The organism is Streptomyces sp. R21, assembly GCF_041051975.1.
In the GTDB taxonomy this organism is placed as follows: domain Bacteria; phylum Actinomycetota; class Actinomycetes; order Streptomycetales; family Streptomycetaceae; genus Streptomyces.
Genome location: NZ_CP163435.1, coordinates 2,504,555 through 2,529,032, shown reverse-complemented (window position 1 = coordinate 2,529,032; position 24,478 = coordinate 2,504,555). Strand labels below are relative to the sequence as shown.

Annotated in this window: 23 protein-coding genes; 7 read left to right on the top strand and 16 right to left on the bottom strand. The window is 71.0% G+C overall.

What is annotated here, in order from left to right; all coding sequences use genetic code 11:
* Positions 1-2 precede the first annotated feature (2 nt).
* The 6 genes from cysD to AB5J56_RS11375 all read right to left on the bottom strand — a co-directional run bounded on the left by cysD (position 3) and on the right by AB5J56_RS11375 (position 4,354).
* Positions 3-944, bottom strand: a complete 942-nt coding sequence (cysD, locus tag AB5J56_RS11400; RefSeq protein WP_369232573.1) for a sulfate adenylyltransferase subunit CysD — start codon at positions 942-944, stop codon at positions 3-5.
* Positions 941-1,510 carry an adenylyl-sulfate kinase gene (cysC, locus tag AB5J56_RS11395; RefSeq protein ID WP_369232572.1) on the bottom strand — a complete coding sequence of 190 codons (570 nt, stop codon included), beginning with the start codon at positions 1,508-1,510 and terminating at the stop codon, positions 941-943. The genes cysD and cysC overlap by 4 nt, the downstream gene beginning before the upstream one ends.
* A 2-nt stretch (positions 1,511-1,512) precedes the next feature.
* On the bottom strand, positions 1,513-2,271 hold the full coding sequence (locus tag AB5J56_RS11390) for a phosphoadenylyl-sulfate reductase (protein ID WP_369232571.1): 759 nt from the start codon (positions 2,269-2,271) through the stop codon (positions 1,513-1,515).
* Complete coding sequence (locus AB5J56_RS11385; RefSeq protein ID WP_369232570.1) at positions 2,268-2,447, bottom strand: hypothetical protein; 180 nt, start codon at positions 2,445-2,447, stop codon at positions 2,268-2,270. Before AB5J56_RS11385 ends, AB5J56_RS11390 begins: the two co-directional genes overlap by 4 nt.
* Complete coding sequence (locus tag AB5J56_RS11380) at positions 2,444-4,135, bottom strand: nitrite/sulfite reductase (RefSeq protein ID WP_369232569.1); 1,692 nt, start codon at positions 4,133-4,135, stop codon at positions 2,444-2,446. Before AB5J56_RS11380 ends, AB5J56_RS11385 begins: the two co-directional genes overlap by 4 nt.
* 135 nt (positions 4,136-4,270) lie before the next feature.
* Complete coding sequence (locus AB5J56_RS11375; protein ID WP_309486338.1) at positions 4,271-4,354, bottom strand: putative leader peptide; 84 nt, start codon at positions 4,352-4,354, stop codon at positions 4,271-4,273.
* 209 nt (positions 4,355-4,563) lie between these two features.
* Here AB5J56_RS11375 and AB5J56_RS11370 point away from each other — a divergent pair, with 209 nt between their 5' ends.
* Positions 4,564-7,653, top strand: coding sequence for an NACHT domain-containing NTPase (locus AB5J56_RS11370; protein WP_369232568.1), 3,090 nt, complete (start codon positions 4,564-4,566; stop codon positions 7,651-7,653).
* A gap of 4 nt (positions 7,654-7,657) precedes the next feature.
* Here AB5J56_RS11370 and AB5J56_RS11365 read toward each other — a convergent pair whose 3' ends face one another.
* Both AB5J56_RS11365 and AB5J56_RS11360 read right to left on the bottom strand, forming a co-directional pair.
* Positions 7,658-8,221, bottom strand: a complete 564-nt coding sequence (locus AB5J56_RS11365; protein ID WP_369232567.1) for a GNAT family N-acetyltransferase — start codon at positions 8,219-8,221, stop codon at positions 7,658-7,660.
* Between the two features lie 54 nt (positions 8,222-8,275).
* Positions 8,276-9,631: a hypothetical protein gene (locus AB5J56_RS11360; RefSeq protein WP_369232566.1), complete on the bottom strand. Its 1,356-nt coding sequence runs from the start codon at positions 9,629-9,631 to the stop codon at positions 8,276-8,278.
* A gap of 187 nt (positions 9,632-9,818) precedes the next feature.
* Here AB5J56_RS11360 and AB5J56_RS11355 point away from each other — a divergent pair, with 187 nt between their 5' ends.
* A complete protein-coding gene (locus AB5J56_RS11355) occupies positions 9,819-10,847 on the top strand; it encodes a M36 family metallopeptidase (protein WP_369232565.1) in 1,029 nt (342 codons plus the stop codon).
* A 56-nt stretch (positions 10,848-10,903) separates the two neighbouring features.
* On the opposite strand, the gene AB5J56_RS11350 is transcribed toward AB5J56_RS11355, so the two are convergent.
* Positions 10,904-12,202, bottom strand: a complete 1,299-nt coding sequence (locus tag AB5J56_RS11350) for a GAF domain-containing protein (protein ID WP_369232564.1) — start codon at positions 12,200-12,202, stop codon at positions 10,904-10,906.
* Between the two features lie 283 nt (positions 12,203-12,485).
* Positions 12,486-14,135 carry an acyl-CoA dehydrogenase family protein gene (locus AB5J56_RS11345; protein ID WP_369232563.1) on the bottom strand — a complete coding sequence of 550 codons (1,650 nt, stop codon included), beginning with the start codon at positions 14,133-14,135 and terminating at the stop codon, positions 12,486-12,488.
* Positions 14,136-14,259: 124 nt separating this feature from the next.
* On the opposite strand from AB5J56_RS11345, the gene AB5J56_RS11340 reads away from it, so the two are divergent.
* Positions 14,260-15,444 (top strand): YihY/virulence factor BrkB family protein, encoded by a 1,185-nt coding sequence (locus AB5J56_RS11340; protein ID WP_369232562.1) that lies wholly within the window; start codon positions 14,260-14,262, stop codon positions 15,442-15,444.
* 29 nt (positions 15,445-15,473) lie between these two features.
* Here AB5J56_RS11340 and AB5J56_RS11335 read toward each other — a convergent pair whose 3' ends face one another.
* The gene (locus AB5J56_RS11335) at positions 15,474-16,316 is read right to left on the bottom strand and encodes an NmrA family NAD(P)-binding protein (protein WP_369232561.1); all 843 of its coding nucleotides are present in this window, start codon (positions 16,314-16,316) and stop codon (positions 15,474-15,476) included.
* Positions 16,317-16,420: 104 nt separating this feature from the next.
* Between AB5J56_RS11335 and AB5J56_RS11330 the strand changes: the two genes are divergently transcribed.
* The gene (locus AB5J56_RS11330; protein ID WP_369232560.1) at positions 16,421-17,356 is read left to right on the top strand and encodes an AraC family transcriptional regulator; all 936 of its coding nucleotides are present in this window, start codon (positions 16,421-16,423) and stop codon (positions 17,354-17,356) included.
* A gap of 10 nt (positions 17,357-17,366) precedes the next feature.
* On the top strand, positions 17,367-18,047 hold the full coding sequence (locus AB5J56_RS11325) for a helix-turn-helix domain-containing protein (RefSeq protein WP_369232559.1): 681 nt from the start codon (positions 17,367-17,369) through the stop codon (positions 18,045-18,047).
* Between the two features lie 48 nt (positions 18,048-18,095).
* On the opposite strand, the gene AB5J56_RS11320 is transcribed toward AB5J56_RS11325, so the two are convergent.
* Positions 18,096-18,491 carry a VOC family protein gene (locus AB5J56_RS11320; protein WP_369232558.1) on the bottom strand — a complete coding sequence of 132 codons (396 nt, stop codon included), beginning with the start codon at positions 18,489-18,491 and terminating at the stop codon, positions 18,096-18,098.
* Positions 18,492-18,551: 60 nt separating this feature from the next.
* Between AB5J56_RS11320 and AB5J56_RS11315 the strand changes: the two genes are divergently transcribed.
* Complete coding sequence (locus AB5J56_RS11315) at positions 18,552-19,193, top strand: hypothetical protein (protein ID WP_369232557.1); 642 nt, start codon at positions 18,552-18,554, stop codon at positions 19,191-19,193.
* A gap of 103 nt (positions 19,194-19,296) precedes the next feature.
* Here the strand turns inward: AB5J56_RS11315 and sigJ are convergent, their stop codons facing one another.
* A complete protein-coding gene (gene sigJ / locus AB5J56_RS11310) occupies positions 19,297-20,214 on the bottom strand; it encodes an RNA polymerase sigma factor SigJ (protein ID WP_369232556.1) in 918 nt (305 codons plus the stop codon).
* A gap of 101 nt (positions 20,215-20,315) precedes the next feature.
* Between sigJ and AB5J56_RS11305 the strand changes: the two genes are divergently transcribed.
* A complete protein-coding gene (locus AB5J56_RS11305; protein WP_369232555.1) occupies positions 20,316-20,711 on the top strand; it encodes a hypothetical protein in 396 nt (131 codons plus the stop codon).
* Here AB5J56_RS11305 and AB5J56_RS11300 read toward each other — a convergent pair.
* From AB5J56_RS11300 to AB5J56_RS11290, 3 genes are all read right to left on the bottom strand, one after another.
* Entirely contained in the window at positions 20,708-21,742 is a 1,035-nt protein-coding gene (locus tag AB5J56_RS11300) for a LacI family DNA-binding transcriptional regulator (RefSeq protein WP_369232554.1), read from the bottom strand. The two genes, AB5J56_RS11305 and AB5J56_RS11300, sit on opposite strands and share 4 nt — an antisense overlap.
* Before the next feature lie 190 nt (positions 21,743-21,932).
* Complete coding sequence (locus AB5J56_RS11295) at positions 21,933-23,531, bottom strand: family 43 glycosylhydrolase (RefSeq protein WP_369232553.1); 1,599 nt, start codon at positions 23,529-23,531, stop codon at positions 21,933-21,935.
* A gap of 22 nt (positions 23,532-23,553) precedes the next feature.
* Complete coding sequence (locus AB5J56_RS11290; protein WP_369232552.1) at positions 23,554-24,477, bottom strand: carbohydrate ABC transporter permease; 924 nt, start codon at positions 24,475-24,477, stop codon at positions 23,554-23,556.
* Position 24,478 lies beyond the last annotated feature (1 nt).

Genomic DNA, 24,478 nt, shown 5'->3' with positions numbered 1-24,478 from the left:
GCTTAGAAGTACCCCTCGCGCTTACGGTCTTCCATCGCGGCCTCGGACATCTTGTCGTCGGCGCGGGTCGCGCCCCGCTCGGTCAGCCGGGAGGCGGCGATCTCGACGATGACGTCGTCCAGCGTCACCGCGTCGGAGTCGACGGCACCCGTGCAGGACATGTCACCGACGGTCCGGTAGCGCACGAGACGCTTCTCGACGGTCTCCCCGTTCTTGGGGCCGCCCCACTCGCCGGCGGTCAGCCACATCCCGGCGCGTTGGAACACCTCACGCTCGTGCGCGAAGTAGATCTCGGGCAGCTCGATGCCCTCGCGGGCGATGTACTGCCACACGTCCAGCTCGGTCCAGTTGGAGAGCGGGAACACCCGGACGTGTTCACCGGGGGCGTGGCGGCCGTTGTAGAGGTTCCACAGTTCGGGGCGCTGGCGGCGGGGGTCCCACTGGGAGAACTCGTCCCGCAGCGAGAACACCCGCTCCTTGGCGCGGGCCTTCTCCTCGTCGCGGCGTCCGCCGCCGAAGACGGCGTCGAACTTCTCGGCCTGGATCTTCTCGGTGAGCGGGAGAGTCTGCAGGGGGTTGCGGGTGCCGTCGGGGCGTTCCTTGAGCACACCGCGGTCGATGTAGTCCTGGACGGAGGCCACATGGAGGCGCAGCCCATGGGTGGCCACCGCGCGGTCGCGGTACTCCAGCACCTCGGGGAAGTTGTGCCCGGTGTCCACGTGCAGCAGCGAGAAGGGGATCGCCGCGGGGGCGAAGGCCTTCAGGGCGAGGTGCAGCATGACGATGGAGTCCTTGCCGCCGGAGAAGAGGATCACCGGCCGCTCGAACTCGCCCGCGACCTCGCGGAAGATGTGCACCGCCTCGGACTCCAGCGCGTCCAGGTGGGAGAGGGCGTACGGAGCGTCCGTCTCGCCCCCCTGCACCTTGGCAACGGTCGTCGTCATGCGAGACCCCTCTCATTGAGCAGCCCGTGCAACGCGGCCGCGGACTCCTGCACGGTCTGGGTGTGCGACTCGATCCGCAGATCGGGCGACTCGGGCTCCTCGTACGGGTCGTCGACCCCGGTGAGCCCCTTCAGCTCGCCGGCGGCCTGCTTGGCGTACAGCCCCTTCACATCGCGTACGGAGCACACCTCGACCGGGGTCGCCACGTGCACCTCGATGTACGCGGCGCCGCTCTCCTGGTGGCGCTTGCGCACCGCCTCACGGCTGTCCGCGTACGGCGCGATCACCGGGACGAGCGCCTTGACGCCGTTACGGGCGAGCAGCTCGGCGAGGAAGCCGATGCGCTGCACATTGGTGTGCCGGTCCTCGCGGCTGAAGCCGAGGCCCGCCGAGATGAACTCGCGGATCTCGTCGCCGTCCAGCACCTCGACGAGGTGGCCCTCCTCGCGCAGCCGGCCCGCCAGCTCGTACGCGATGGTGGTCTTGCCGGCACTCGGCAGACCCGTGAGCCAGATGGTGGCTCCGGTCGTCACTTGGTTCTCCTGGTTCGAGGGGATCTCGGTCATGGTCAGCCGTGCAGCCCGCACTCGGTCTTGCCGCGGCCCGCCCAGCGTCCGGCGCGGGCGTCCTCGCCCTCCAGCACGCGGCGCGTGCAGGGCGCGCAGCCGACGGACGCGTAGCCGTCCATCAGCAAGGGGTTGGTGAGGACCCCGTGCTCTGCCACGTACTCGTCCACGTCGTCCTGCGTCCAACGGGCGATCGGCGAGATCTTGACCTTGCGGCGCTTCTCGTCCCAGCCGACGACCGGGGTGTTCGCCCGGGTCGGGGACTCGTCGCGGCGCAGACCGGTCGCCCAGGCGTCGTACGAAGTCAGGCCCTCTTCAAGGGGCTTGACCTTGCGCAGTGCGCAGCACAGGTCCGGGTCGCGGTCGTGCAGCTTCGGCCCGTACTCGGCGTCCTGCTCGGCGACCGTCTGGCGCGGGGTGAGCGTGATGACGTTGACGTCCATCACGGCCTCGACCGCGTCCCGGGTGCCGATGGTCTCCGGGAAGTGGTAGCCGGTGTCGAGGAAGACGACGTCCACGCCGGGGAAGGCGCGGGAGGCGAGGTGGGCGACCACCGCGTCCTCCATGGAGGAGGTCACGCAGAACTTCTTGCCGAAGGTGCCGGCGGCCCACTGGAGGATCTCCAGCGCGGAGGCGTCCTCCAGATCGCGTCCGGCCTGTTCGGCGAGCGCCTTGAGCTCGGCGTCGCGGCCGTCCGACGCCTCCGTGTCGCGGCCGGTCCCCGGCTTCGTATCGGCCGTGTCTGCCTGAGTGGTCGTCATATCTCGTCCCCTCCACCAGTGTTGTTCTGAAGGCCCCGGGCGAGCAGCCCGAGGAACTTCAACTGGAAGGCTCGATTGCACGCTCCGCATTCCCATGCGCCGTGGCCCTGCTCGCTGGGACGCAGGTCCTCGTCGCCGCAGTAGGGGCAGTAGAACGGCGCCGCACGCTCGCTCATGAGAGGGCCTCCTCGCTGGCGCGCGCGGCCCAGGTGGCGAACCGCTCGCCGTCCTCGCGCTCCTGCTGGAAGCGGGTGAGGACACGCTCGACGTAGTCGGGCAGCTCCTCCGAAGTGACCTTCAGACCACGGACCTTGCGGCCGAACCCGGCCTCCAGGCCGAGGGCGCCGCCCAGGTGTACCTGGAAGCCCTCGACCTGCTCACCCTGGTCGTTGAGAACCAGCTGGCCCTTGAGACCGATGTCCGCGACCTGGATACGGGCGCAGGCGTTCGGGCAGCCGTTGATGTTGATGGTGATCGGCTCGTCGAACTCCGGGATACGGCGCTCCAGTTCGTCGATCAGCGAGGCGCCGCGCACCTTGGTCTCGACGATGGCGAGCTTGCAGTACTCGATGCCGGTGCAGGCCATCGTGCCGCGCCGGAACGGGGAGGGGCTGACGGTGAGGTCGAGCGCCTCCAGGCCCTCGACCAGGGAGCCGACCTGGTCCTCCGCCACGTCGAGCACGATCATCTTCTGCTCGACGGTGGTGCGCAGCCGGCCCGAGCCGTGTGCCGCGGCCACTTCGGCGATCTTCGTGAGCGTCGCGCCGTCGATCCGGCCGACGCGCGGCGCGAAGCCGACGTAGAAGTTGCCGTCCTGCTGCCGGTGCACGCCGACGTGGTCGCGCCAGCGGGCGACCGGCTGGTCGGGGGCCGGGCCGTCGACGAGCTTGCGCTTCAGGTACTCGTCCTCTAGGACGTGGCGGAACTTCTCGACGCCCCAGTCGGCGACCAGGAACTTCAGACGGGCGCGGGTGCGCAGCCGCCGGTAGCCGTAGTCGCGGAAGATCGACAGGACGCCGACGTGCACGTCCGCGACCTCGTCGAGCGGCACCCAGGCACCGAGACGCTGGCCGATCTTCGGGTTGGTGGAGAGGCCGCCGCCGACCCAGAGGTCGAAGCCGGGGCCGTGCTCCGGGTGGTTCACGCCGACGAAGGCGACGTCGTTGATCTCGTGCGCCACGTCCAGCAGCGGCGAGCCGGAGATCGCGGTCTTGAACTTGCGGGGCAGGTTCGAGAACTCGGGGTTGCCGATGACGCGACGGTGGATCTCCTCGATGGCGGGCGTGCCGTCGATGATCTCGTCCTCGGCGATGCCGGCGACGGGCGAACCGAGGATGACGCGGGGCGTGTCACCGCAGGCCTCGGTCGTGGACAGGCCCACGGCCTCCAGCCGGTCCCAGATCTCCGGGACGTCCTCGATGCGGATCCAGTGGTACTGCACGTTCTGCCGGTCGGTGAGGTCGGCGGTGCCGCGCGCGAACTCCTGCGAGATCTCGCCGATGACGCGCAGCTGCTCGGTGGTCAGCCGGCCGCCGTCGATACGGACGCGCAGCATGAAGTACTTGTCGTCCAGCTCCTCCGGCTCCAGGATCGCGGTCTTGCCGCCGTCGATCCCGGGCTTGCGCTGGGTGTAGAGACCCCACCAGCGCATGCGGCCACGCAGGTCATTGGGGTCGATCGAGTCGAAACCCCGCTTGGAGTAGATCGTCTCAATGCGTGTCCGCACATTGAGACCGTCATCGTCCTTCTTGAACTGTTCGTTGCCGTTGAGCGGGGTGAAGTGACCCACGGCCCACTGACCCTCGCCGCGGTGACGGCTCACCTTGCGGCGGGGCGCGGCGGGATTCTGCGGGGTGGCGGCCATGGCTGTTACGTCCTTCGGGACTGCGGGACAGGTCTGAAAGCGGCTCTGACCTGCACATGCGGGCGCATACGGAAGTATGGGCGCGTCATTGCGCAAGGGTCACAAGAGAGCGGGGAAGCGGCGTTGCTGGACTGGTCAGCTCGCCGGACAGATGGCGCTGGACATGCGGCCGAGGTCGACGTGCCGCCGACTCACCAAGGCAATTCCAGTTCCAGACATGACGGAAGCGTGTCACGGGGATCTCGGGCCAGTCCACCATCGTCCACCATGCGGACATGTATGTCCCAAATCCTGGGACGCTGTGGTGTGCGTCACTGCGGCCCTGGTCAGAGCCCCGCGCCCGGGACTTCCGCCAGGTCGGGGACACGGGTGGGCCGCCCCTCGTATTCTGCCCTTCCGGCTACGGCGCGGCGGCGCGGGGGGCGTCCATGGGGGACCGATTGCATACGTGGCTGCCAGCCGCTGCCGCCTTCGTCCTGGGCGTCCTCGCCCTGAAACTGAAGGACGTGTTCAAGCGCCTCGTCGACCTGGCCGGCACCGCGCTCTACAACCGGCTCGCGGGCAGCGCGCTCCTCGCCCGCACCGCGCTGCGCCGTTACACGGTCAAGGTGTACGAACGCCATCACCGCTTCTCCGTCTCCTTCCGCCCGGAGGAGGCCCGAGCCCTGGATATGGCCTCGGTCTACGTCCCGCTGCGCACCGCGACCGGCTTCGGCGCCGCGGCCGAGGTGGGGGAGGCCGCCGTCACACTGGGGGATGCACGCCGGACCGTGGTGCTCGGCGTGCCCGGTGCGGGCAAGACGATGCTGCTGCGCCACACGGCGCTCGCCTGGGCCCGGCAGCGCTACCGGCCCGACCTGCTGCCCGAGCGCACCTGGTACGACCCGCGCCGCAGACACCGAGTCGACCTCGGGACACCGACCGACATCCCCGTCCTCCTCTCCCTGCGCTCCGTGGACCTGGCCGACGGCGATCTCGTCCACCACATCGTCGGGCACTTCGCCGAGCACGGCTTCCCCAAGGCCGACAAGTGGGTCGCGCGCGCCCTCGACGAGGGCCGGCTCGCCCTCTACTTCGACGGACTCGACGAGGTCCCGACCGGACAGCGCCCGCAGGTGGCCGCGGCGATCAGGACGTTCATGACCGTGTACGGCCAGTGCCGTGCCGTGGTCACCTGCCGCGTCGCCGTCTACCGGGGCGAGTTCAACGAGGAGACCGACCGGACCCTGCGCGTCGAGGAACTCGACGACCGGCTCGTCGGCCGCTTTCTGGGGGCCTGGCCCTGGCCGCCCACCCTGGAACCGGACACCGTGGACCAGCTCCTCGGCGCCCTGCGCGACACCCCGCAGCTCATGACGCTGGCCCGCAATCCGCTGCTGCTCACGATGATCGCGTACCTCTACAGCTACGAGTACGCGGGGACCGGCCAGGTCCTGCCGCACAACCGGGCCGACTTCTACGAGCAGGTCATCGTGAGCCTGCTGCGCGACCGGCAGCGCGACGCGCACTTCGTCCAGCCCGTGAAGCGGGCGGCACTCCAACGGCTCGCGCTCGCCGCGCAGGACGTGCCGCCGGACGCGTACGACCGGCTCGCGATGCCCTACGACAAAGTGCTGCCGGTGCTGCGCGAGACCCTGGAACGCTACGGACGCCCGGTCGACGGCGCCGAGGACATGCTCGGTGAGATCGTCGATCGCAGTGGCCTGCTGCTGTCCGTCGACAACGGCGAGCGCTTCCAGTTCGCCCACCTCACACTCCAGGAGTACCTGGCCGCCACGGCCCTCGCCGGCGAGGCGGCCGCGCTGCGGGAGCGTTACCGCCGGGACCCGGAGGTCTGGCGCGAGACGGTCCGGCTGTGGTGCGGCGTCGTCTCCCGTGACTGTTCCCATGTGGTGCGCGAGATCCTGGCCGCCGATCCACTGCTCGCCTTCCAGTGCCTGGCCGACGCGCAGGTCGTGGACGAGGCGCTCGCGGACGAGATCGTGACCATGTTCCTCGAACGCCTCGGGAACGGCGCGGCACCGGCCGAGGGGAGCGAACGGGACGCCGTGGTGGCCGCGTTCGGGCTGGTGGCGGCGGACCGGCGGCCGCGAGGGGTCGCGGTGTTCGAGCTGCTGCGGGCGACGGCGGAGCATTCCGACGACGCCGGGCGGGCTCGGGCTGCGCTCCATGCGCTGGCCGCCACGCATCTGCCGCGCGCGGCGCGGTTCCTGGCGTCGCGGCTCACGCAACTGCCGGAGGCGAAGGCCGCGTTGGCTTCGATGGGGGATGTCGCGGTGGCCGCGGTGCACGACCGTGAGCTGGATCTGCCCGGTGAGCTGGTCGCGGAGATGCTGTGGGCCATCCGTACGCCGAAGGCGATTCACTCCCTTGGGGAACTGCTCCGCTCGGACGACCTCGCTATCGCACACGACGCGGCGTTCCGCCTGGCCGATCTGGTGAGGGACCGTGAACTGGCGGTGGTCCAGAGGAACATCTCCAGCGAGCTGGCCTGGATCTCGCGCTACCTGCCCGGCTGGGGCGAGTTCTTCTGGGTGACGGGGCCTTACCGCGAGCGTGGCGACTGGCTGGGGTCACGGGGCATCTTCAGCGTGGTGGCCAAACTCCTTCGACAGGCCGCCGAGTCCGGTGCGACCCCGCCACCCGGCGTGGAGCCCGACCCTCGCATCGTGGTGCCGCTCGCCCTGGTGGACTACGGCGGTGCCGGGCCGAGGATGCTGAGCCTGCCGGACGAGCTCGTCGACCCCACGCTCTACGCGGACCTGGACGCCTTTTTCGGCGATGCCGGAGGTTGGGCCCGGTCGTTGGGTCAGGGCCGACGCGGATTGGCCCATCTCGGAATCCGTGTATTTTCCTTCGGTGCTCCGGACGAAACCGGTGCCGAGCTGGGACGCCGCCTGGTGGCGGCGGCGGGCCTGTCCGAGGCGCGCGTGAGACTGCTGGGGTGGCTCCGGCCGGACCTGTGCCTGTGTGCCGTGCGACTGCTCACCGACACCGGCATCGCACGCCATGAAAGCTGGCGGTCCGGCACCACACGCCTGAGGGAATCCGAGTTCGCCGTCAGGTTCTCCGCACTCCTGGCGCTGTACGTGATGCTCTCGATCGCCCCCTGGGCCAGGGCCGGCGCGGTTCTTGTGGGCGGCTGGTCATGGGGCGTACAGGGCTGGCTGGGCATCGCCTTCCTGGCCCTGAACGTGGGAGGCCCGGCGTACTTCCGTTTTCTCGGGGCTGGGCGACGCCTCTGGGCTCCTCTGGATCCTGCCAGGGGAGCATTGGCCAGGGAGAACGACGACCAAGCCAGACGACGCGAGCTCTGGACCGGGACCGTCTGCGTGGTGCCGCTCGGCGCCTGCATCGCCCTGGCCGAATGGTGGGGCACCTGGCCATCGACTGCCCTCGGCGTCGCGCTCTTCACCGGTGTCATCGTGCTGCTCACCCCGCTGGCGACGCCTCGCGCACTGGAGAAGTTCCTCGACGAGGGGCTGCCCTCCAGGGTCCTGCCCCTCGTCCAGGAGTGACCCGCTACGCCCCCGGCCAGGGCCCCGGCGCCGCCACGTCCGGCTCCTCCTCGACCTTCGTGTCGAAGAGCTTGAAGCCGCGGCGCAGGTAGTTGTCCATCGCGTGCTCGCCGTCCTTGCTGCATGTGTGCAGCCAGACCCGCTTGGTCTCGGCGCGCTCCGGCCAGCGCTCGGCCAGGTCCCAGGCGCGGGCGGCGCCGTACGCGAGGAGGTGGCCGCCGATGCGACGGCCCCGGAAGGCGGGGATCAGGCCGAAGTAGACGATCTCCACGGTGCCGTCGTCCTGCGGGTCCAGCTCGACATAGCCCGCGGGGGTGCCCCGGTCGTAGGCGACCCAGGTCTCCGCGCCGGGCCGGTCCAGGACCTCCTGCCACTGCGCGTAGGTCCAGGCGAGCCGGTCGGTCCAGCGGATGTCCCCGCCCACGGACGCGTAGAGGAAGCGGCTGAACTCCGGCGAGGGCACCTCGGAGCGGACGATCCGGACGTCCTCCTCGGGCGCCATCGCGGAGATCAGGTCGGTCGGGGCCGTCTGCTCCAGGGACCATGTGGTCACAGTGACGTTGCTCATCGGGCCAGGGAATCATCTTCCCCGGTGACCTGTCGAAAGAGGTCGGTCACTGAGCTACCCGAGGGACTCCTCGACCGAGGTCAGCGGGACCGCGTACAGCGCGCCCTTGGGGGAGAGCGTCCACAGCTCGCCCGTCTGCTGCCAGTACGACAGCGAGCGGGTGCCCCGGCCCCAGCAGGCGTGCGACTGGTCCGCGGAGCACTCGGCGGCCTTGGCGCCGCTGGTGTTCTGCCGCCAGAGGGCGTCGCGCGGGTCCGAGGCGCGGTCGACGTACCAGTCGGGCCCGCTCGCGCCCTCGGCCCGGTGGGAGAGGACGGCGGACACGCCGGTGGCCTTCGTCTCGTAGGCCTCGCTCGCCTCGACGCGGCCGAAGGCGTCGCTCGCCAGCAGACCGCCGCCCGCCGTGTCCGTGCTGAGGCTGAAGGGGTAGCGCCACAGGCGGGTGTGCCGGTCGCTGCCCGCGCGGACCCGCTCGCTCGCGACCAGGCTGTCCGGTGCCGAGCTGCGATCGAGGGAGAGCGCGCCGGGACACGGGGTGCCCCGGTCCGTCGTCGGGTCGCAGCGTCCGCCGGTCGGGGTGTACGAGCCGATGGCGGGCAGCACGTACTGGTAGCCGTGCGCCGCGTAGCCCCCGGCCACCTTGCCGATCGCACCCCCGCCGGCGTCGGCCCTCAGGATGCGGTGCAGGTCGAAGACGAGGAGGCCGCCCGCGCGGTCCGTGCCGCTCTCGGCGGTGACGATCAGCTTGCCCTGGTACCAGACCATGCCGGACAGCCGGGAGCGGACCGCCGTGAAGTCCTTGCCGCCGTCGGTCGGGGCGACGAGGAGGATCCAGCGGTACGTGAGACGGTCCGGGTCGTTCGCGTCGATGACGGCGATCCTGGCCAGGCTCCTGTCGCGCGCAGGGGTGCCCGCCGCGCCGGCCGTGCGCGCGCTGTGCGTCCAGCCCGCCAGGATCACCCGGTTCTCGTCCCACGCGCCGTCGTCGTCGGCGTCGCCGGAGGTGGTGACGGCCCGCGGCACCCAGCCCGGATTCGTCGTGTCGGCACGGTCCCAGCAGTACGCGCGCGTGGCCGTCGGTTCGACGGGCAGCGCGGCCGTCTCGGCGGCGTCGCAGCCCGCCCGGTCCCGCATCACGTGATCGGTGCTCGCGAGGACCCCGGCGACGCCGACGTTCCCGCCCATCCGCCGCGTGAGCGTGTCCAGCGTGTTCGTGTCGACCAGGTTCTCGTGCAGCCGGAGCGGACCCGCCTGGGACACGGACGTGAGCGCGCCGGGAGCCCCGCTGCCGGAGGCCTGGGAGGTGCTGATCAGGGTGGCGGCCGCGGTCAGCGCGAGCGCGGTTCCGGCGAGGGTGGCGCGCAGCGCCTGGCCCCTTCTGCGCCGGCGATGCCTTCCGCGGTGTTTCATGCGTCCTCCCGAAGGCCAACTGCCTCTCACGCTCAGGGCGTTGACGGAGAGGCGGGTGGGGGGCCTGGAAGAGGATGCTACGTCAGGTGACCGCAGGTCTGGTCGAAGACCCCGTAAATAGGGGAAGATCTCGCCGCGCCATGTCACCCCCCGCATCCACGGTCCACCCATGTTCTGGAGGATGTGCATGACACGCCGACACTCCCGCGTGCTGCTCACCACGGCCACCGTCACCGTGGCCCTGGCCACCCTCGCCGCCCCCGCGACGGCGTCCGCCGACCCGCAGGCGCGCGTCTTCATGGTCAACCCCGTCCAGTCGTCCGGCGAAGAGACCCTCACCGACCAGAAGGACTCGGCCACCGCGGTCCCCGACTCCGCGTACGCCCTGGCCGCCCTCCGTAACCTCGACTCCTCCGGCGGTCTGTCCGGCAAGTGGGTCTACGTCAGATCGGACACCGGCGCCTCCGCGAAGACCGCGGACGTGGGCACCTACACCCGCAAGGACGACCAGTTCGAGCAGGTCATGGCGTACTTCTGGGTCAACGAGGCCCAGGAGTACCTGCAGAGCCTCGGTTTCGGCAGCGAACTGCCCGGCGCCAACAACCGCGCCCAACCGGTCCGCATCAACCAGTGGGGCGCCGACAACTCCTTCTTCACCGACAAGAAGGCCGAGATCCGCTTCGGCAAGGGCGGTGTCGACGACGCGGAGGACGCCGAGGTCATCGTCCATGAGTACGGCCACGCCGTGCACAACGCCCAGGTCCCCGGCTTCGGTACGTCCGAGGAGGCGGGCTCCATCGGCGAGGCCTGGGGCGACTATCTCGCGGTCTCGGTCGGCGCCTACGCGGACGCCAAGTACGGCTGGCCGCGCAGGACCGACCTCGCCTGCGTCGCCGACTGGGACTCGACGTCGTACACCTCGGCCGTTCCGCACTGCCTGCGGCGCGTCGACGGGAACAAGGTGTACGGCGACAAGGTCGGCGAGGTGCACGCGGACGGCGAGATCTGGTCCCGGGCGCTCTTCGACATCCGGGGCGCGCTGGGCGCACGCGAAGCCGACCGGATCATCGTGAACGCGCAGTTCGGCTTCGCGCCCGACACGAGCTTCACGGACGCGGCGCTGACGACGATCGCCACGGCCCAGAAGATGTACGGCAAGTCCGCCGCGGACACCGTGCGGGCCGCCTTCCGGGCACGGGAGATCCCCGGAGTGTGACCTGAGGGCGGCGGCCGCGAACTGCGCAGCCGCCGCCCGGGAGTTACTCGGGTCGCTCAGAAGGGGTCCGTGCCCAAGGTCGCGCCGCGCCACCGCCGTACCACCGGTGCCGTCGAGTGCGGCAGCAGGTCGAGGGGGTCCTCGGGGAGGACGACCTCGACCTCGGCGTCCTCACCGAAGCGATACGGCCGGTGCTCAAGCAGCGCCCCGAGATACCGGCGTACGCGGGACATCTCCGCGCGGACCGTCACCGTGCGGGCGGGGTCGCCGAACAGGTCGTCGGCGAGGCCGGAGGCCGTGCGGCCGGTGGGGTGGACGGCCAGTAGGTACAGCAACTCGGCGTGCCGGGGGCTCAGTTCGTGGGTCCAGGCGCCCGAGCCGGACGACACGGTCACCGACCAGCGCCGTGGATGCGCCAGGTCGAGCACGATCCGCGTCGCACCCCGGGGCGCCGGCTCGTCGCCTGCCCGGATCAACCAGCCGCCGGGCAGCGGCTCCACCGAGCACAGGCCGATCTGCGGCAGCCAACTCCGCCCGGCGGACAGGTCCTTGGGCAGCGACAGCCGGTTCGTGTACGCCATCCCGGTGACCGCGGCCGTCCAGCCGTCCGTGTCCACGGCCAGCGCGCGCCCGCCGAGCCGCGCCAGCACCGGCGCCGCGATCGCGCGCAGCCGCTCCAGCGAGGTCAGATGCCGATCCCGCAGCCGCGCCTCGGCCAGCTTGGCCACCGAGTCGACCAGAGCGAGCGTGGCCGGGTGGAGGGTCTCCAGCGGGCCGCTCACGTCCACGACGCCGATGAGGGAACCGTCGCGCGGATCGGTGATCGGCGCGCCCGTGCACGTCCAGGAGAGGTGGGTGCGCACGAAGTGCTCGGCGGAGAACACCTGGACGGGGCGGCGGGCGACCAGCGGGGTGCCGACACCGTTCGTGCCGACGACGTCCTCGCGCCAGTCCGCGCCTATCTCGAAGCCGTGCCCGTCCGCCTTGCGCAGCACCGACGAGCAGCCCTCCCGCCACAGCACCCGGCCCTCGGCGTCCGCGACGACCATGATGTGCTGCGCCACGTCCGCGACCGACAGCAGACCGTCCCGCAGCACCGGCATGACGTGCCGCAAGGGCGAGGTCCCCCGGCGCCGCTCGACCTCGTCGCGGCTGAGCAGCCCGGCCCGGAAGTCGTGGTCCGGGTCGACGCCGCTGCGCCGCATCCGTTCCCAGGACGCCTCTATCACCGGGCGCGGCGTGACCCGGGTGCGCTGCCCGGAGAGCGTGGCGCTGCGCACCTCGCCGAGCACTCGGGCCGCCTGCGCGGCGTCCAGGGCGGCGAGCTGCTTCACGTCTATCGGCGATTGCACCACTGGATCCTCCCGGACGGCCCTGCGAACAACCGGTTGCGCGGCTCTTTTCGGCCAAGCTCTCCAGCCCCGCGCTGACCGCGGTTCTCATAGTGCCGCCCGCCGGGGGCGGAGGGACACCGTCCGGCCACAGACGGCAGAAAAGTTGCAACCCCCTGCAACCCTGGCGAACAGCCGTACGGAGTCAGAAACTTGAACAACGCCGCCTGTACGGCGTCCGTGCTCCTTGAACGGGGCCAGTGAGCGGGGGTGGTGCCGTGTCGGCGCAGCACCACCCCCGTACAGCTCAGGTCCTGTCGTCCTGGGAGACGGGCCGGGCCCGCTCCACCACGGCGGCCAGATCCAGACTGTGCGGCAGCGTCCCGAACGCCGAACCCCAGTCGCCGCCCAGCCGCGAGGCGCAGAACGCGTCGGCGACCTCCGGGGGCGCGTACCGCACGAGCAGCGACCCCTGGAGCACCAGCGCGATGCGCTCCACCAGACGGCGGGCGCGGCCCTCGATGCCCTCCAGGTCCGCGAGTTCGGTCAGCAGGTTCTTGATCGCCCCGTCGAGGCGGTGATCGGCGCCGCGCGCCAGACCGACCTCCTGGAGGAAGGCGTTCAGCGCCTGCGGTTCCCGCTGCATCGCACGCAGCACGTCCAGCGCCTGCACGTTGCCCGCGCCTTCCCAGACGGAGTTGAGGGGCGACTCGCGCAGCAGCCGCGGCATCCCGGACTCCTCGACGTACCCGTTGCCGCCCAGGCACTCCGACGCCTCCACCACCAGCGGCGTACAGCGCTTGGTCACCCAGTACTTCGCCGCCGGCACCGCGAGCCGCAGGAACGCCCGCTCCTGCTCGCCCCCGTCGTCGTACGCCGCCGCCAGCCGCAGCGCCAGCGTGGTCGCCGCCTCCGACTCCAGCGCCAGGTCCGCCAGCACGTTCCTCATCAGCGGCTTGTCGAGCAGCCGGCCGCCGAAGGCCTCCCGGTAGGTCGAGTGGTGGACCGCCTGCGCGACGGCCTGCCGCATCAGCGAGGCCGAACCGAGCACACAGTCCAGCCGGGTCGCCGCGACCATCTCGATGATGGTGCGCACTCCGCGCCCCTCGTCCCCGACCCGGCGCGCCCAGGTCGCGTCGAACTCGACCTCGCTGGAGGCGTTGGAGCGGTTGCCGAGCTTGTCCTTCAGACGCTGGATGCGGAACACGTTGCGGGTGCCGTCCTCCAGCACGCGCGGCACGAGGAAGCAGGTCAGCCCGCCCGGGGCCTGCGCCAGCACCAGGAACCCGTCCGACATGGGCGCCGAACAGAACCACTTGTGGCCCGTCAGCTCGTACGTCTCCCCGTCGGGCAGGGGCCGCGCCGACGTCGTGTTGGCGCGTACGTCGCTGCCGCCCTGCTTCTCCGTCATGCCCATCCCGAAGAGCACGCCGGCCTTCTGACCGGCGGGCCGCAGCCCCTGGTCGTAGATCGTGGAGGTCAGCCGCGGCTCCCACTGCGCGGCCAGATCCGGATCCGTGCGCAGCGCGGGCACCGCCGCGTGGGTCATCGACAGCGGGCAGCCGTTGCCCGCCTCGACCTGCGTCCAGACCACGAAGGCGGCCGCGCGCCGGACATGCCCACCGGGCCGCGACCAGGCGGCGGTCAACCCCGCCGAGACGCCCTTGCCGAGCAGCCGGTGCCAGGACGGATGGAACTCGACCTCGTCGACACGGTGGCCGTATCGGTCGTGCGTACGAAGCTTCGGCGGGTTCTCGTTCGCGAGCACCCCCCACTCCTGGACCTGCGCGGAACCGGACGTACGTCCGAGGGCCGACAGTTCGTCGCGCGCCTCGTCGAGGAGCGGCGGGTCGAGATGCCGCTCGACGGCCTCCACGAGGGCTCGGTCGGCGGAGAAGACGTCATAGCCCACCAGGGGCGGAACCTGGTTGGTCACTTCGTGCGTGCTGGCTGCCATGTCTGCGAACCTACTCCTCGGTACTGGCAGGTCACCAGGTTCCCGGGCGCGGCGCGGCACCGCAGGACCGCGGCCAGTGCACCGGAGGGTGAGTGGGGCCCGGCACTGCGGATACCTTTAGGGCGTGCAGCCAGCAAGTGAACCACCCGAGAGCCCCCGCGGCCGTTTCCACCGGGCCCGTGCCCTCTACCGGAACGTCTCCAAGCGCAGGACCGCCTGGCTGCTGGTCAAGGACACCGTCAACTCCTGCATGGAGTACCGCATCCTCGGCCTCGCGGCCGAGGCGGCCTTCTTCACGCTGCTGTCCGTGCCGCCGCTGCTGCTGAGCATGATCGGACTGCTCGGCTACGTGGATTCCTGGACCGGCGCCGACTCCATCGCCAGCCTGGAGTCCAACCTCCTGGAGGCCTCCCGCACCGTCCTGTCGGACAAGGGCGTCGCACAGATCGCCCAGCCGATCCTCGACGACGTGATGAAGGGCGGCCGCCCCGACGTCATCTCCCTCGGCTTCCTGTTCGCCCTGTGGTCCGGCTCCCGCGCGGTGAACGTCTTCATCGACACCATCACCGTCATGTACGGCCTCGACGGCACCCGAGGCATCGTGAAGACCCGTCTGATGTCGTTCCTGCTCTTCATCGTGGCGCTGATCATCGGCTCGGTCGCGCTGCCGCTGATGGTCGCCGGACCGGACGCCGTGGTGAAGATCGTGCCCTGGTCGACGACGGTCGTGCAGGTCCTGTACTGGCCGGTCGTCATCGTCCTCTCGGTCGTCTTCCTGACCACGCTGTACCACGTGTCCGTGCCCGTGCGCTCACCCTGGGTAGAGGACGTACCGGGCGCCCTGGTCGCCCTCGGCATGTGGGTGCTCGGCAGCTTCCTGCTCCGCATCTACCTCACCAGCACCGTCGAGGGCCCCACGATCTACGGCTCGCTCGCCGCACCCGTCGCCGTCCTCCTGTGGATCGGTGTGTCCGCGTTCGCGGTCCTCGTCGGCGCCGCGGTCAACGCCGCCATCGACCGCGTCTGGCCGGCCGCCGCCACGGCCGCCGCCCGCGCCGCCAACGAGCGGCTGCGCCAGGAGCAGGCCGCCGAGTACGTGGCCCGCGCCGCGGCCATCCGCGCCGCCGACTACGATCCCGACCCGGACGACCCGGACATGCCCTCCGAGTTCCCGGAGCGCTGGTCCCGCTTCCTCCCACCGGAGGACGTCACGTCCCGGCTGCGCACGCATGCGAAGAACACGCATCATCATCCGCATCCCCATCCGCGTGACCACGGGGACGGAGAGTCTCGGCAGCCGGGAGAGTGAGGATCCGGGGAGCGGTGCTCTCCGGGTGGTCACTCCTTCCAGGCTCCCGCCGGCGCGGCCTCCCGGACGAAGTCCGCGAAGTCGCGCGGCTCGCGGCCCAGGATCTGCTGGACTCCCTCGGAGAGGTGGGAGTTGCGGCCGTCGAGCAGGCTCTCGAAGAGGTCCACGAGGAACTCGACCTCCTCGGGCGGCACCCCGAACCCCGCCAGATTCGCGCCGTATTCACGTGCGGTCACCGGCGTGTACGTCACCTCGCGGCCCGTCGCCTTCGAGATCTCCGCGACCGCCTCCCGGAACGTCAGCAGCCGCGGCCCCGAGATCGCGACCTCCTCGCCGACATACCGGTCGCCCGCCGTGAGCGCGGCCACCACGACGTCCGCGATGTCCCGCACGTCGATGAACGGCTCCCGCACCTCACCCGCCGGGAACACCAGTTCCCCGTGCCGCAGCCCCTCCACGAGCGGACCCTCGCTGAAGTTCTGCGCGAACCACGCCGCCCGTACGACCGTCCAGTCCGCGCCCGACTCCTTCAGCGCCTCCTCCGTCGGCCGCGCGCGCTCCTCGCCCCGCGACGACAGCAGCACCAGCCGCCGTACGCCGAGACCGACCGCCTCCGCCGCGAGCGCGCCGACCGCCGGGGCCGCCGCCGGCGAGCCGACGTCCGACGGGTAGACGAGGTACGCCGCGTCGGCGCCCCGCAGCGCGTCCGCCCACGTCGACCTGTCCTCCCAGTCGAAACCACGGGCCCGCGACGCCTCCCGCACCGAGAGCCCCGCGGCGCGCGCCGCCTGTGCGACCCGGCGGCCCGTGCGCCCCGAAGCCCCTGTGACCAATACCGTCATGTCCCGCGTACCTGCCGTGTTTTCCGTCATGCCGTTCAGTCAACTGCCGTGTCCGGGACGGGAACATCGCTGAAGGACTCATTCCCATAAGCCGACGTCTACGGAGCCCGGCCCTGTGCGTTTACGCTGACGCCATGGACGCTCTCGCAGGCCTGCTGGAAGGCCCCCGGGCCAGGGGCGCCTTCATGATCCGCGCGTGCTTCGACCCGCCGTGGAGTGTGCGGGTGGAGGATCGCGCCCCGCTCACGGTCGTGCTCCAGGTCCGCGGCGACTCCTGGATCGTGCCCGACGGGGGAGACCCGGTACGGCTGCGGGCCGGTGACCTCGCGATCACCCGCGGTCCCGACCCGTACACCTGCGCAGACGACCCGGCGACCCCGCCACAGGCCGTGATCCTGCCCGGCGGCGAGTGCACCTACCCCGACGGGCGGTCCCTGAAGGGCCACTGGGACCTCGGCGTACGCAGCTGGGGCGACCGGCTCGACGGGTCCACCGTGATGCTGATCGGGACGTACATGATGCAGGGCGAGGTCCACGGGCGGCTGCTGGACGCCCTGCCGCCGCTGCTGACCCTCACCCCCGAGGTGTGGGAGTGCCCGCTCACGCCGATCCTCGCCGAGGAGATCGTGCGCGACGAGCCCGGCCAGGAGGTCGTCCTCGACCGGCTGCTCGACCTGCTCGTCATCGCCGCGCTGCGCGCCTGGTTCTCGCGCCCCGAAGCCGAGGCGCCCGCCTGGTACGGGGCGCTCGCCGACCCCGTCGTCGGGCGGGTGCTGCGGCTGTTGCAGGACGACCCCGCCCACCCCTGGACGGTGGCCACCCTCGCCGCCAAGGCCGGGGTCTCGCGCGCCGCGCTGGCCCGCCGCTTCAGCGACCTCGTGGGTGAGCCACCCATGACCTATCTGACGGGCTGGCGGCTCGCGCTCGCCGCGGACCGGCTGCGCGAGAGCGACGACACACTCGAAGCGATCGCCCGGCAGATCGGGTACGGCAGCGCGTTCGCCCTGTCCAGCGCCTTCAAGCGGGTGTACGGAATCAGCCCGCAGGAGCATCGCGCGCGGGCGGCGTAGCCTGGCGTACGTGTACACGCAAAGGGCATCCCGGCTGGCCGGTGCCGTCGTGTGGACGAACACCCCGTCGCGCGGCGGCGTGGGGCGCGTGCTGCCCGACGGCTGCATGGACCTGCTCTGGCACGAGGGACGACTGCTGGTCGCGGGACCCGACACACGCGCGTACGTCGCCGAGGGCGCCCGGGGCGTCTGGTCGGGCGTGCGCCTTTATCCGGGAACGGCTCCGGCCCTGCTCGGCGTGGAGGCGCACGAGGTGCGCGACCGGCGCGTGGAACTCACCGACCTGTGGCCCGCCGCGCGCGTCCGCCGCCTCACCGCCCGTGTCAACGCGGCCGCCGACCCGGCGAGCGGCCTCGAAGAGCTGGCGCTGCGGCTGGCAGCGGACACCCAACCCCCGGACCCGCTGCTACGACACCTCGTGAGGGCCCTCGACGCGGGCCGCTCGGTCGGGGCCAGCGCCGACGAACTCGGCCTCGGCCCCCGCCAGTTGCACCGCCGCTCCCTGGCCGCCTTCGGCTACGGCCCCAAGACGCTGGCCCGCGTACTGCGGCTCCAGCGTGCGCTGGGGCTGGCCCGGGGCGGGGTGCCGTTCGCGGAGACCGCGGTGCGCGCCGGGTTCGCTGATCAGGCTCATCTTGCCCGGGACGTACGGGAGTTGGCCGGACTGCCGCTCGGTCGGCTACTGGGATAGCGGCTATCGGGGCAGTGGCTAAAGGGGCAGCGGCTATTGGGGCAATGGCTATTGGGGCAGTTGGGCGAACAGATCGACGCCGTTGCCGTCCGGGTCGTGCACGACCGCGTACCGCATCCCCCAGAACGCGTCCCACGGCTTGAGCTCCCCGTGGTACCCGGCGCCGACCAGATCCTCGTACACGGAGTCCACCTCGGCGGGCGTCCCGCACATGAAGGCGAGCCCGGTCCTGCCCCCGCCCGAAGGCGGCTGCCACCCGGCATGGAAGGAGCGGACGGTCTCCTCGGTGTCCAGGGCGAGCCTCAGCCCGCCGGGCAGTTCGGCCTCGACATGCGGCTGCTCCTCGGAGCCGTCGGGGAAGGCCAGCCCGAGGCAACGGTAGAAGGCGAGCGAGGCGGCCATGTCGGAGGCCACCAGGCCGATCACGGCGAATTGTGGAGTCATGCCGTCACCGTAGGCAGGGGGCCGGGTGCCGGTCTTGAAGGAATCGGACAGGATGAGGGCATGATCCGTACCGTGCGCGCCTTGTCACCGTTACTGCTGCTGCCCGTGCTTCTGCTGACCGGCTGCGGCACCGAGAAGGCCGGAGCCGGCGCCTCCACGCCCACTGCGGATCAGGCCGAACTCGACGCCAGGGCAAAGGCGTTGGGCATCGCCCCGGAACTCGTCTACATCACCGAGGTCCCCGGCTTCACCCTGGCCCAGCAGTCCGTCGGTGTGTCCGGCGACGACGGCTTCTCCGCCTCCTACTGGTCGCAGAAGGCCGGCGCGGTGCTCCGGCTCTGGGTCGACCGCGGCACGATGACCGCGGCCGGCTGTCCGAAGCAGCCGGTCGCCGAAGCGGCGCCCGGGGACAGGACCACCTGCATGCGGGACGGGTCCGCCTGGTACCGCAGCGCCGGACAGCACAGCGAGTACGCGGTGCCCAAGAAGGACCACATCGTGTGGATCGATGCCGATCCCCGGGTCCCGCGCACCACCCTGCGCAAGGCGGCGCTCGCCGCCCACCGTCCCTCCGCCACCGAACTCGCCGATCTCCTCCCACCCGCCCCGACGGCGACACCCACCGCCCCCGTCCAGCGCGGCGACCTGCCGCCGAACGGCGACGGAGCCCCGAACAACGACGTGCCGAACGAAGGCGGTTGATCAGCCGTTTGGGCGAGGGATGCGGCGAGGAGGGATGCGGCGGAGGTACGGGCCGGACGAAACCCCGTAGACCAGCGCAGGACCCGGGCCGAGCGAGGGTCTGCTAGCCCTCCCGCGCCCACGAACGCAGCTTCTCCGGGTTGCGGACCACCCAGATCCGGGTGACCCGCTCGTCGGAGATGTCGAACGAGGCCACGGTCGCGATGACGCCGGCACGCTGGGCCACCAGGCCCGGCGCACCGTTGACGGAACGCTCCACGAGTTCCAGCCCGGGCGCCTTGTCGGCGATGGCGACCATGTACTGGGCGATGCGCGCGCCGCCCTCGACCGGGCGCAGGACGGTACCGACCATGCCGCCGCCGTCGGCGGTCATCACGGCGGCCGGGTTGAGGAGACCGACGAGGGCCGCGATGTCCTTGGTCTCCCATGCCTCTTTGACCTGCCTCACCACGTCGGCCTGGCCGGTCGCCGTCACCGGAGCGCGCGCGACACTCACCCGCCGCCGGGCGGAGGCCGCCAGTTGCTTGGCGGCCGCAGGGGTCCGGCCGAGAACGCCGGCGATGTCGGCGAACGGGTACCTGAAGACGTCGTGCAGGATGAACGCCACTCGCTCGGCGGGCGTCATCGATTCCAGGACGACGAGGAAGGCCATGGTCACCGACTCGTCCAGGACGATCTGGTCGGCGGGATCCGCAGGCCCGGCGGATTCGGCGCCACCCGCGTGGTTCCACTCGGTGCGGTCGGGCAGCGGCTCGGGCAGCCATGCGCCGACATAGCGTTCACGGCGGGCCCGCGCCGAGCCGAGCAGGTCCAGGCAGATGCGACTGGTGACCGTCGTCAGCCAGGCGCCCGGGGACAGGATCTCCTCCTGCCGACTTCGTGGCAGTCCGTACCAGCGTGCGAAGGCATCCTGCACGGCGTCCTCGGCCTCGGTCACCGAACCGAGCAACCGGTAAGCGATATTGATCAGTTGGCGTCGCTCGCCGGCTATCCCGTCCGCGCTGGTCCCGACAGTCCCCATGCCCCCGCCCGCCCCTCGCCTTACCTTTTGCCGGCCCGCGTCGTCGGGCTGGTGAGACCTTATCGATCTACTGCCCGAGGGCGGGAAAAGGGGACTGTGACATGGCCACTCAGGTGACGGCGACGGCGCCGGCGAACGCGCGGCGCAGCGCCTCGTTCCTGCGGATCGCGATCGCCCTGCAGACCCTGACCATCTTCCTTCAGGCGGTCTCCGCCGGACTGCTGCTGACCTCGTCCTACGGAGAGACGCTGCACAGTGTCGGAGCCCGTGTGATGTACGGGGCGTCGATGCTGTACCTGCTCGCGGCGGTGCTGGCGTGGAAGCCGGGCGGCGGCTCGCTCCGGCCTGTCTGGCACGCGACGGGTTTCCTCGTGCTCGCCTCGGTCCAGGTCGTGCTCGGCATCGCGCACGTTCCGTCGGTCCATCTCCCCCTGGGCGTCCTGATGTTCGGTCTGAGCGTGCTGGCGCTGGCCCGGCCGGCCGCGGGGAGGGGCTAGAGCGGCGGGGCCGTGCTCGAGCGGTTCACCAGGCGGGTGGAGAGTTCCGTGCGGGTGCTTTCCGGGCGGTCGCCCGCCATCATCCGTACGAGAAGGTGCACGGCCGTCGACGCCATCTCCGACAGGGGCTGGCGGACCGTTGTCAGCGCCGGTGAGGCCCAGCGGGCCTCGGGCAGGTCGTCGAAGCCGACCACACTGATGTCGTCCGGCACCCTCAACTTCCGCTCGGCCAGGGCCTGGTAGACGCCCAGCGCCATCTTGTCCGAGCAGACGAAGACCGCGGTGGGCGGCTCGGGCAGGTTGAGCAGCTCCACCATGCGGCGCTGGGCGCCGTCCTCGCTGAAGTTGCCGTAGCGGATGTACTCGGGGCGGTGCGGGACCCCGGCCGCCGCCAGGGCGGAGCGGTAGCCGGAGACGCGGGCGCTGCTGCACATCTTGCGGCGGTAGCCGCCGATCACGGCGATGCGCCGGTGGCCCAGCGTGAGAAGGTGCTCGGTCGCCGTCACTCCGCCCTGCCAGTTGGCCGCGCCCACCGACACCACGCCCGGCGGCGGCTCGTGCACCGGGTCGATCATCACGAACGGGATGCGGTGCTGGTCGAGCCAGGTGTACTGGGCCGGCGTCAACTCAGCCAGGTTGAACAGGACTCCGGCCGAGCCGCGGGAGGTGAGCTTGTCCTGCCAGCCGCGCTCCGGGTGTCTGCCCCGGGTCCGGTTCAGGCCCGCCGAGACCACCACCTCCAGGCCCGTGTCGTGCGCCGCTTCCTCGACGCCGTGCAGCACCGCGCCGGACCAGGAGTTGTCCAGCGAGTGCACGACGAGGTCGACCATGCCGGCCGCCTTCGCCGCGTCGAAGCGGGGCCTGCGGACATAGCCGAGCCGGTCGAGCGCCGCGGTGACTCGGCGACGGGTCTCCGGTGCCACGTCCTCCCGGCCGTTGACCACCTTCGAGGCGGTGGGCACGGACACCCCGGCCTCGCGGGCCACGACGGCCAGTGTCGGCCCGGTCGTCACGCTCCCGCCACGCGCCATCGCGACTCCATCTCTCAGGCCCCGTCCCGAGGGCGACGAAATTTTCGAACAGCGTCGCTCGCCGCGTCGGCGCCAGAAGCCGTATAGCAAGCGCTTCCTACCCTAGACCTGCCGCAACACGGCGTGAAGAAGCAGGGATTCATGGATTCATCAGCGGAAGGGCTCGGCGAAAATCTCGAAATATCGAACGTCAGCCGGGCTTGCACGTCAGACGGAAGTTCGTGAAATCGGCGGTGAAGGCCGCGTCCACCAGGTCGTGGGCGTGCAGGGCGACGAAGGAGCCGGTGAAGCGCAGGCGGGGGCCGTGGTCGTCGGAGAGACGGGCGAAGTCGAGTGGCGGGCCGATGGGGGTAGGCGTCTCGTTCCGGACGTACCAGAACTGGGCGGCGGCGCCTTCGACGGTCACGCCCAGGGTGGTCGAGGTGTGCGGGTCGACGTCCGCCACGGCCACTTGTCGGGTGGATTCCGGGTCGCGTTCCGAGAGGCTCAGGACCGTGCGGCCTCTGCCCTGCCACTGCTGGCCGCGCTGCGGCTCGCCCTCGGGCTCCGCCCAGGTCAGGTCGAGGGTCAGGAACGACTCGGTGTTGTACCAGAGGGCCAGGCCGGCTGCCTGGGTGAAGGTGCCTGGTCTCGCCTCGATCGTGACCTCGGCCTCGGCGCTGTGTTCGGTGATGCGCCTGGCCAACAGGCTCTGTTCCCACAGGGATTCGGGGCCATGGCGGCCGCGCAGTCTGATCCAGCCGGGGCGTGCTGTGGTGTCGGCCCAGGAAGGGTCCGGGTAGCCGCGCAGGGTGCTCCATGGCCAGGACAGATCGCTGCCATCGGGGGAGGGAGAGAGGGAGGGGGAGGGCGCTGGGCTGTCGGGGACGTCCACGTCGGTTGCGGGGTGCCAGCCGCCTTGCCGTAGGCGGGGCCAGCCGTCTGCGTCCCAGGTCACCGGCTGGATCGCTGTCTCGCGGCCCAGGGGGCAGCGGGGGCCCTCAGCGGTGTCCAGGGGGCGGGCTGTGAGGTGGCTGAGGAACCACTCGCCGGTCGGGGTCTGCACCAGTTCCGCGTGGCCTGCCTTCTGGAGGGGGTGCGACGGATCGTCCCGTGAGGTGAGGAGGGGGCGGCCGTCCAGTTCGTAGGGGCCGGTGATGTTGCGGCTGCGTGCCACCAGGACGCCGTGCTCGAAGCCGGTTCCGCCTTCCGCGAGTACGAGGTGGAACCAGCCGTCGCGGTGCAGCAACTTCGGGCCCTCGATGAGGCGTTCGTGCTGGAGGAGCAGATGCGTGTCGCCGAGGGGGGTGAGGGTGTCCCGGGCCAGTTCGGTCAGGACGATGCCGGCGAAGCGCTTCCCCTCGGGGCGGTGGTCGCTCTGCATGTTGAGCAGCCACAGGCGTCCCTCGTGGTGGAAGAGCGCGGGGTCGAAGCCATGGCCGGCCACCCGGCGCGGGGCGGTCCAGTTGCCGTCGACTTCCGTGGCTGTGGTGACGTATGTGTCGAGGTCGAAGTAGCGGGTGCCGACCGAGCGCACGATCGAGTAGACCATCCAGAAGCGCTCGCCGTCCCAGCTCAGCGAAGGCGCCCAGATGCCTCCCGAGTCGGGTACCCCGGCCAGGGAGTCGCCCGGGACCGCGCCCCGGACGTGGCCCGCGTACTCCCAGTGGGCGAGGTCGCGGGAGCGGTGGATCGGGATCGTGGGGAACCACTCGAACGAACTGGTGGCGATGTAGTACCAGTCGCCCGCCCGGACCAGCGAGGGGTCCGGGGCGAAGCCTCGGATGACGGGGTTGTGCGCCACGGTCACGTGAAGTCTCCCCGGAACATGGTCACTTGAGGGCTCCCAGCGTCACGCCTGTGCGCCAGTAGCGGCGCAGCGCGGTCATCATCACGGCGAGCGGGACGATGGACAGCAGCGCGCCGGTCAGGACCAGGCTGGTCAGGTCGACGCCGGACTCCAGCCGTTTGCCGGTCCAGTTGTACAGGCCGATGTTGAGGGTCCAGTTCTCCTCGCCGCGCAGCACGGTCAGCGGCAGGAAGAAGGCGTTCCAGGTCTGGACGAAGGCGAGCAGGAACACGGTGGCGCCGCCCGTGGTCATCATCCGCAGCACGATGCTGAAGAAGATCCGCAGCTCACCGGCGCCGTCCAGGCGGGCCGCCTCCAGGAGTTCGAAGGGGATCGAGGACTCCGTGTACACCTTGGCCAGGTACACGCTGAACGGGTTGATCAGGCACGGGATGAGCATCGCCCACGGGGTGTCGACCAGCCCGATCTCCGAGAAGAGGAGATAGAGGGGGAGGGTGAGCAGGGCGATCGGGATGAGGAAGGAACCCACGACGCACGCGAACACCACGCCCCGGCCCGGGAATTCGAAGCGTGCCAGGCCGTAGCCCGTCGCGAGCGCGATGAGCGTTCCGCCCAGGGAGCCGACTCCGGCGTACAGGAACGAGTTGGCCGTCCAGCGCAGGAAGATGCCGTCGTTGTAGGTGAAGAGCTGATGCAGGTTGTCCCAGAGGTGCATACCGGAGAACCAGAGCCCGCTTGTCTGGTACAGCCCGGTGCGGTCCTTGGTGGCGGCGACGATCAGCCAGTACACCGGGAAGAGACTGTAGGCGCTGGCCAGGATCAGGCCGACCAGGACGAAGCGCTGGCCGCCCCTGCCGCGGGCCGCGCGGTCGGGGTGGGTCAGGCGCCGGACGGGGCGCGTCGGGGGCCGCTCGGTGGTGTCTTCGCTACGGGTGTCCGTCAGCATC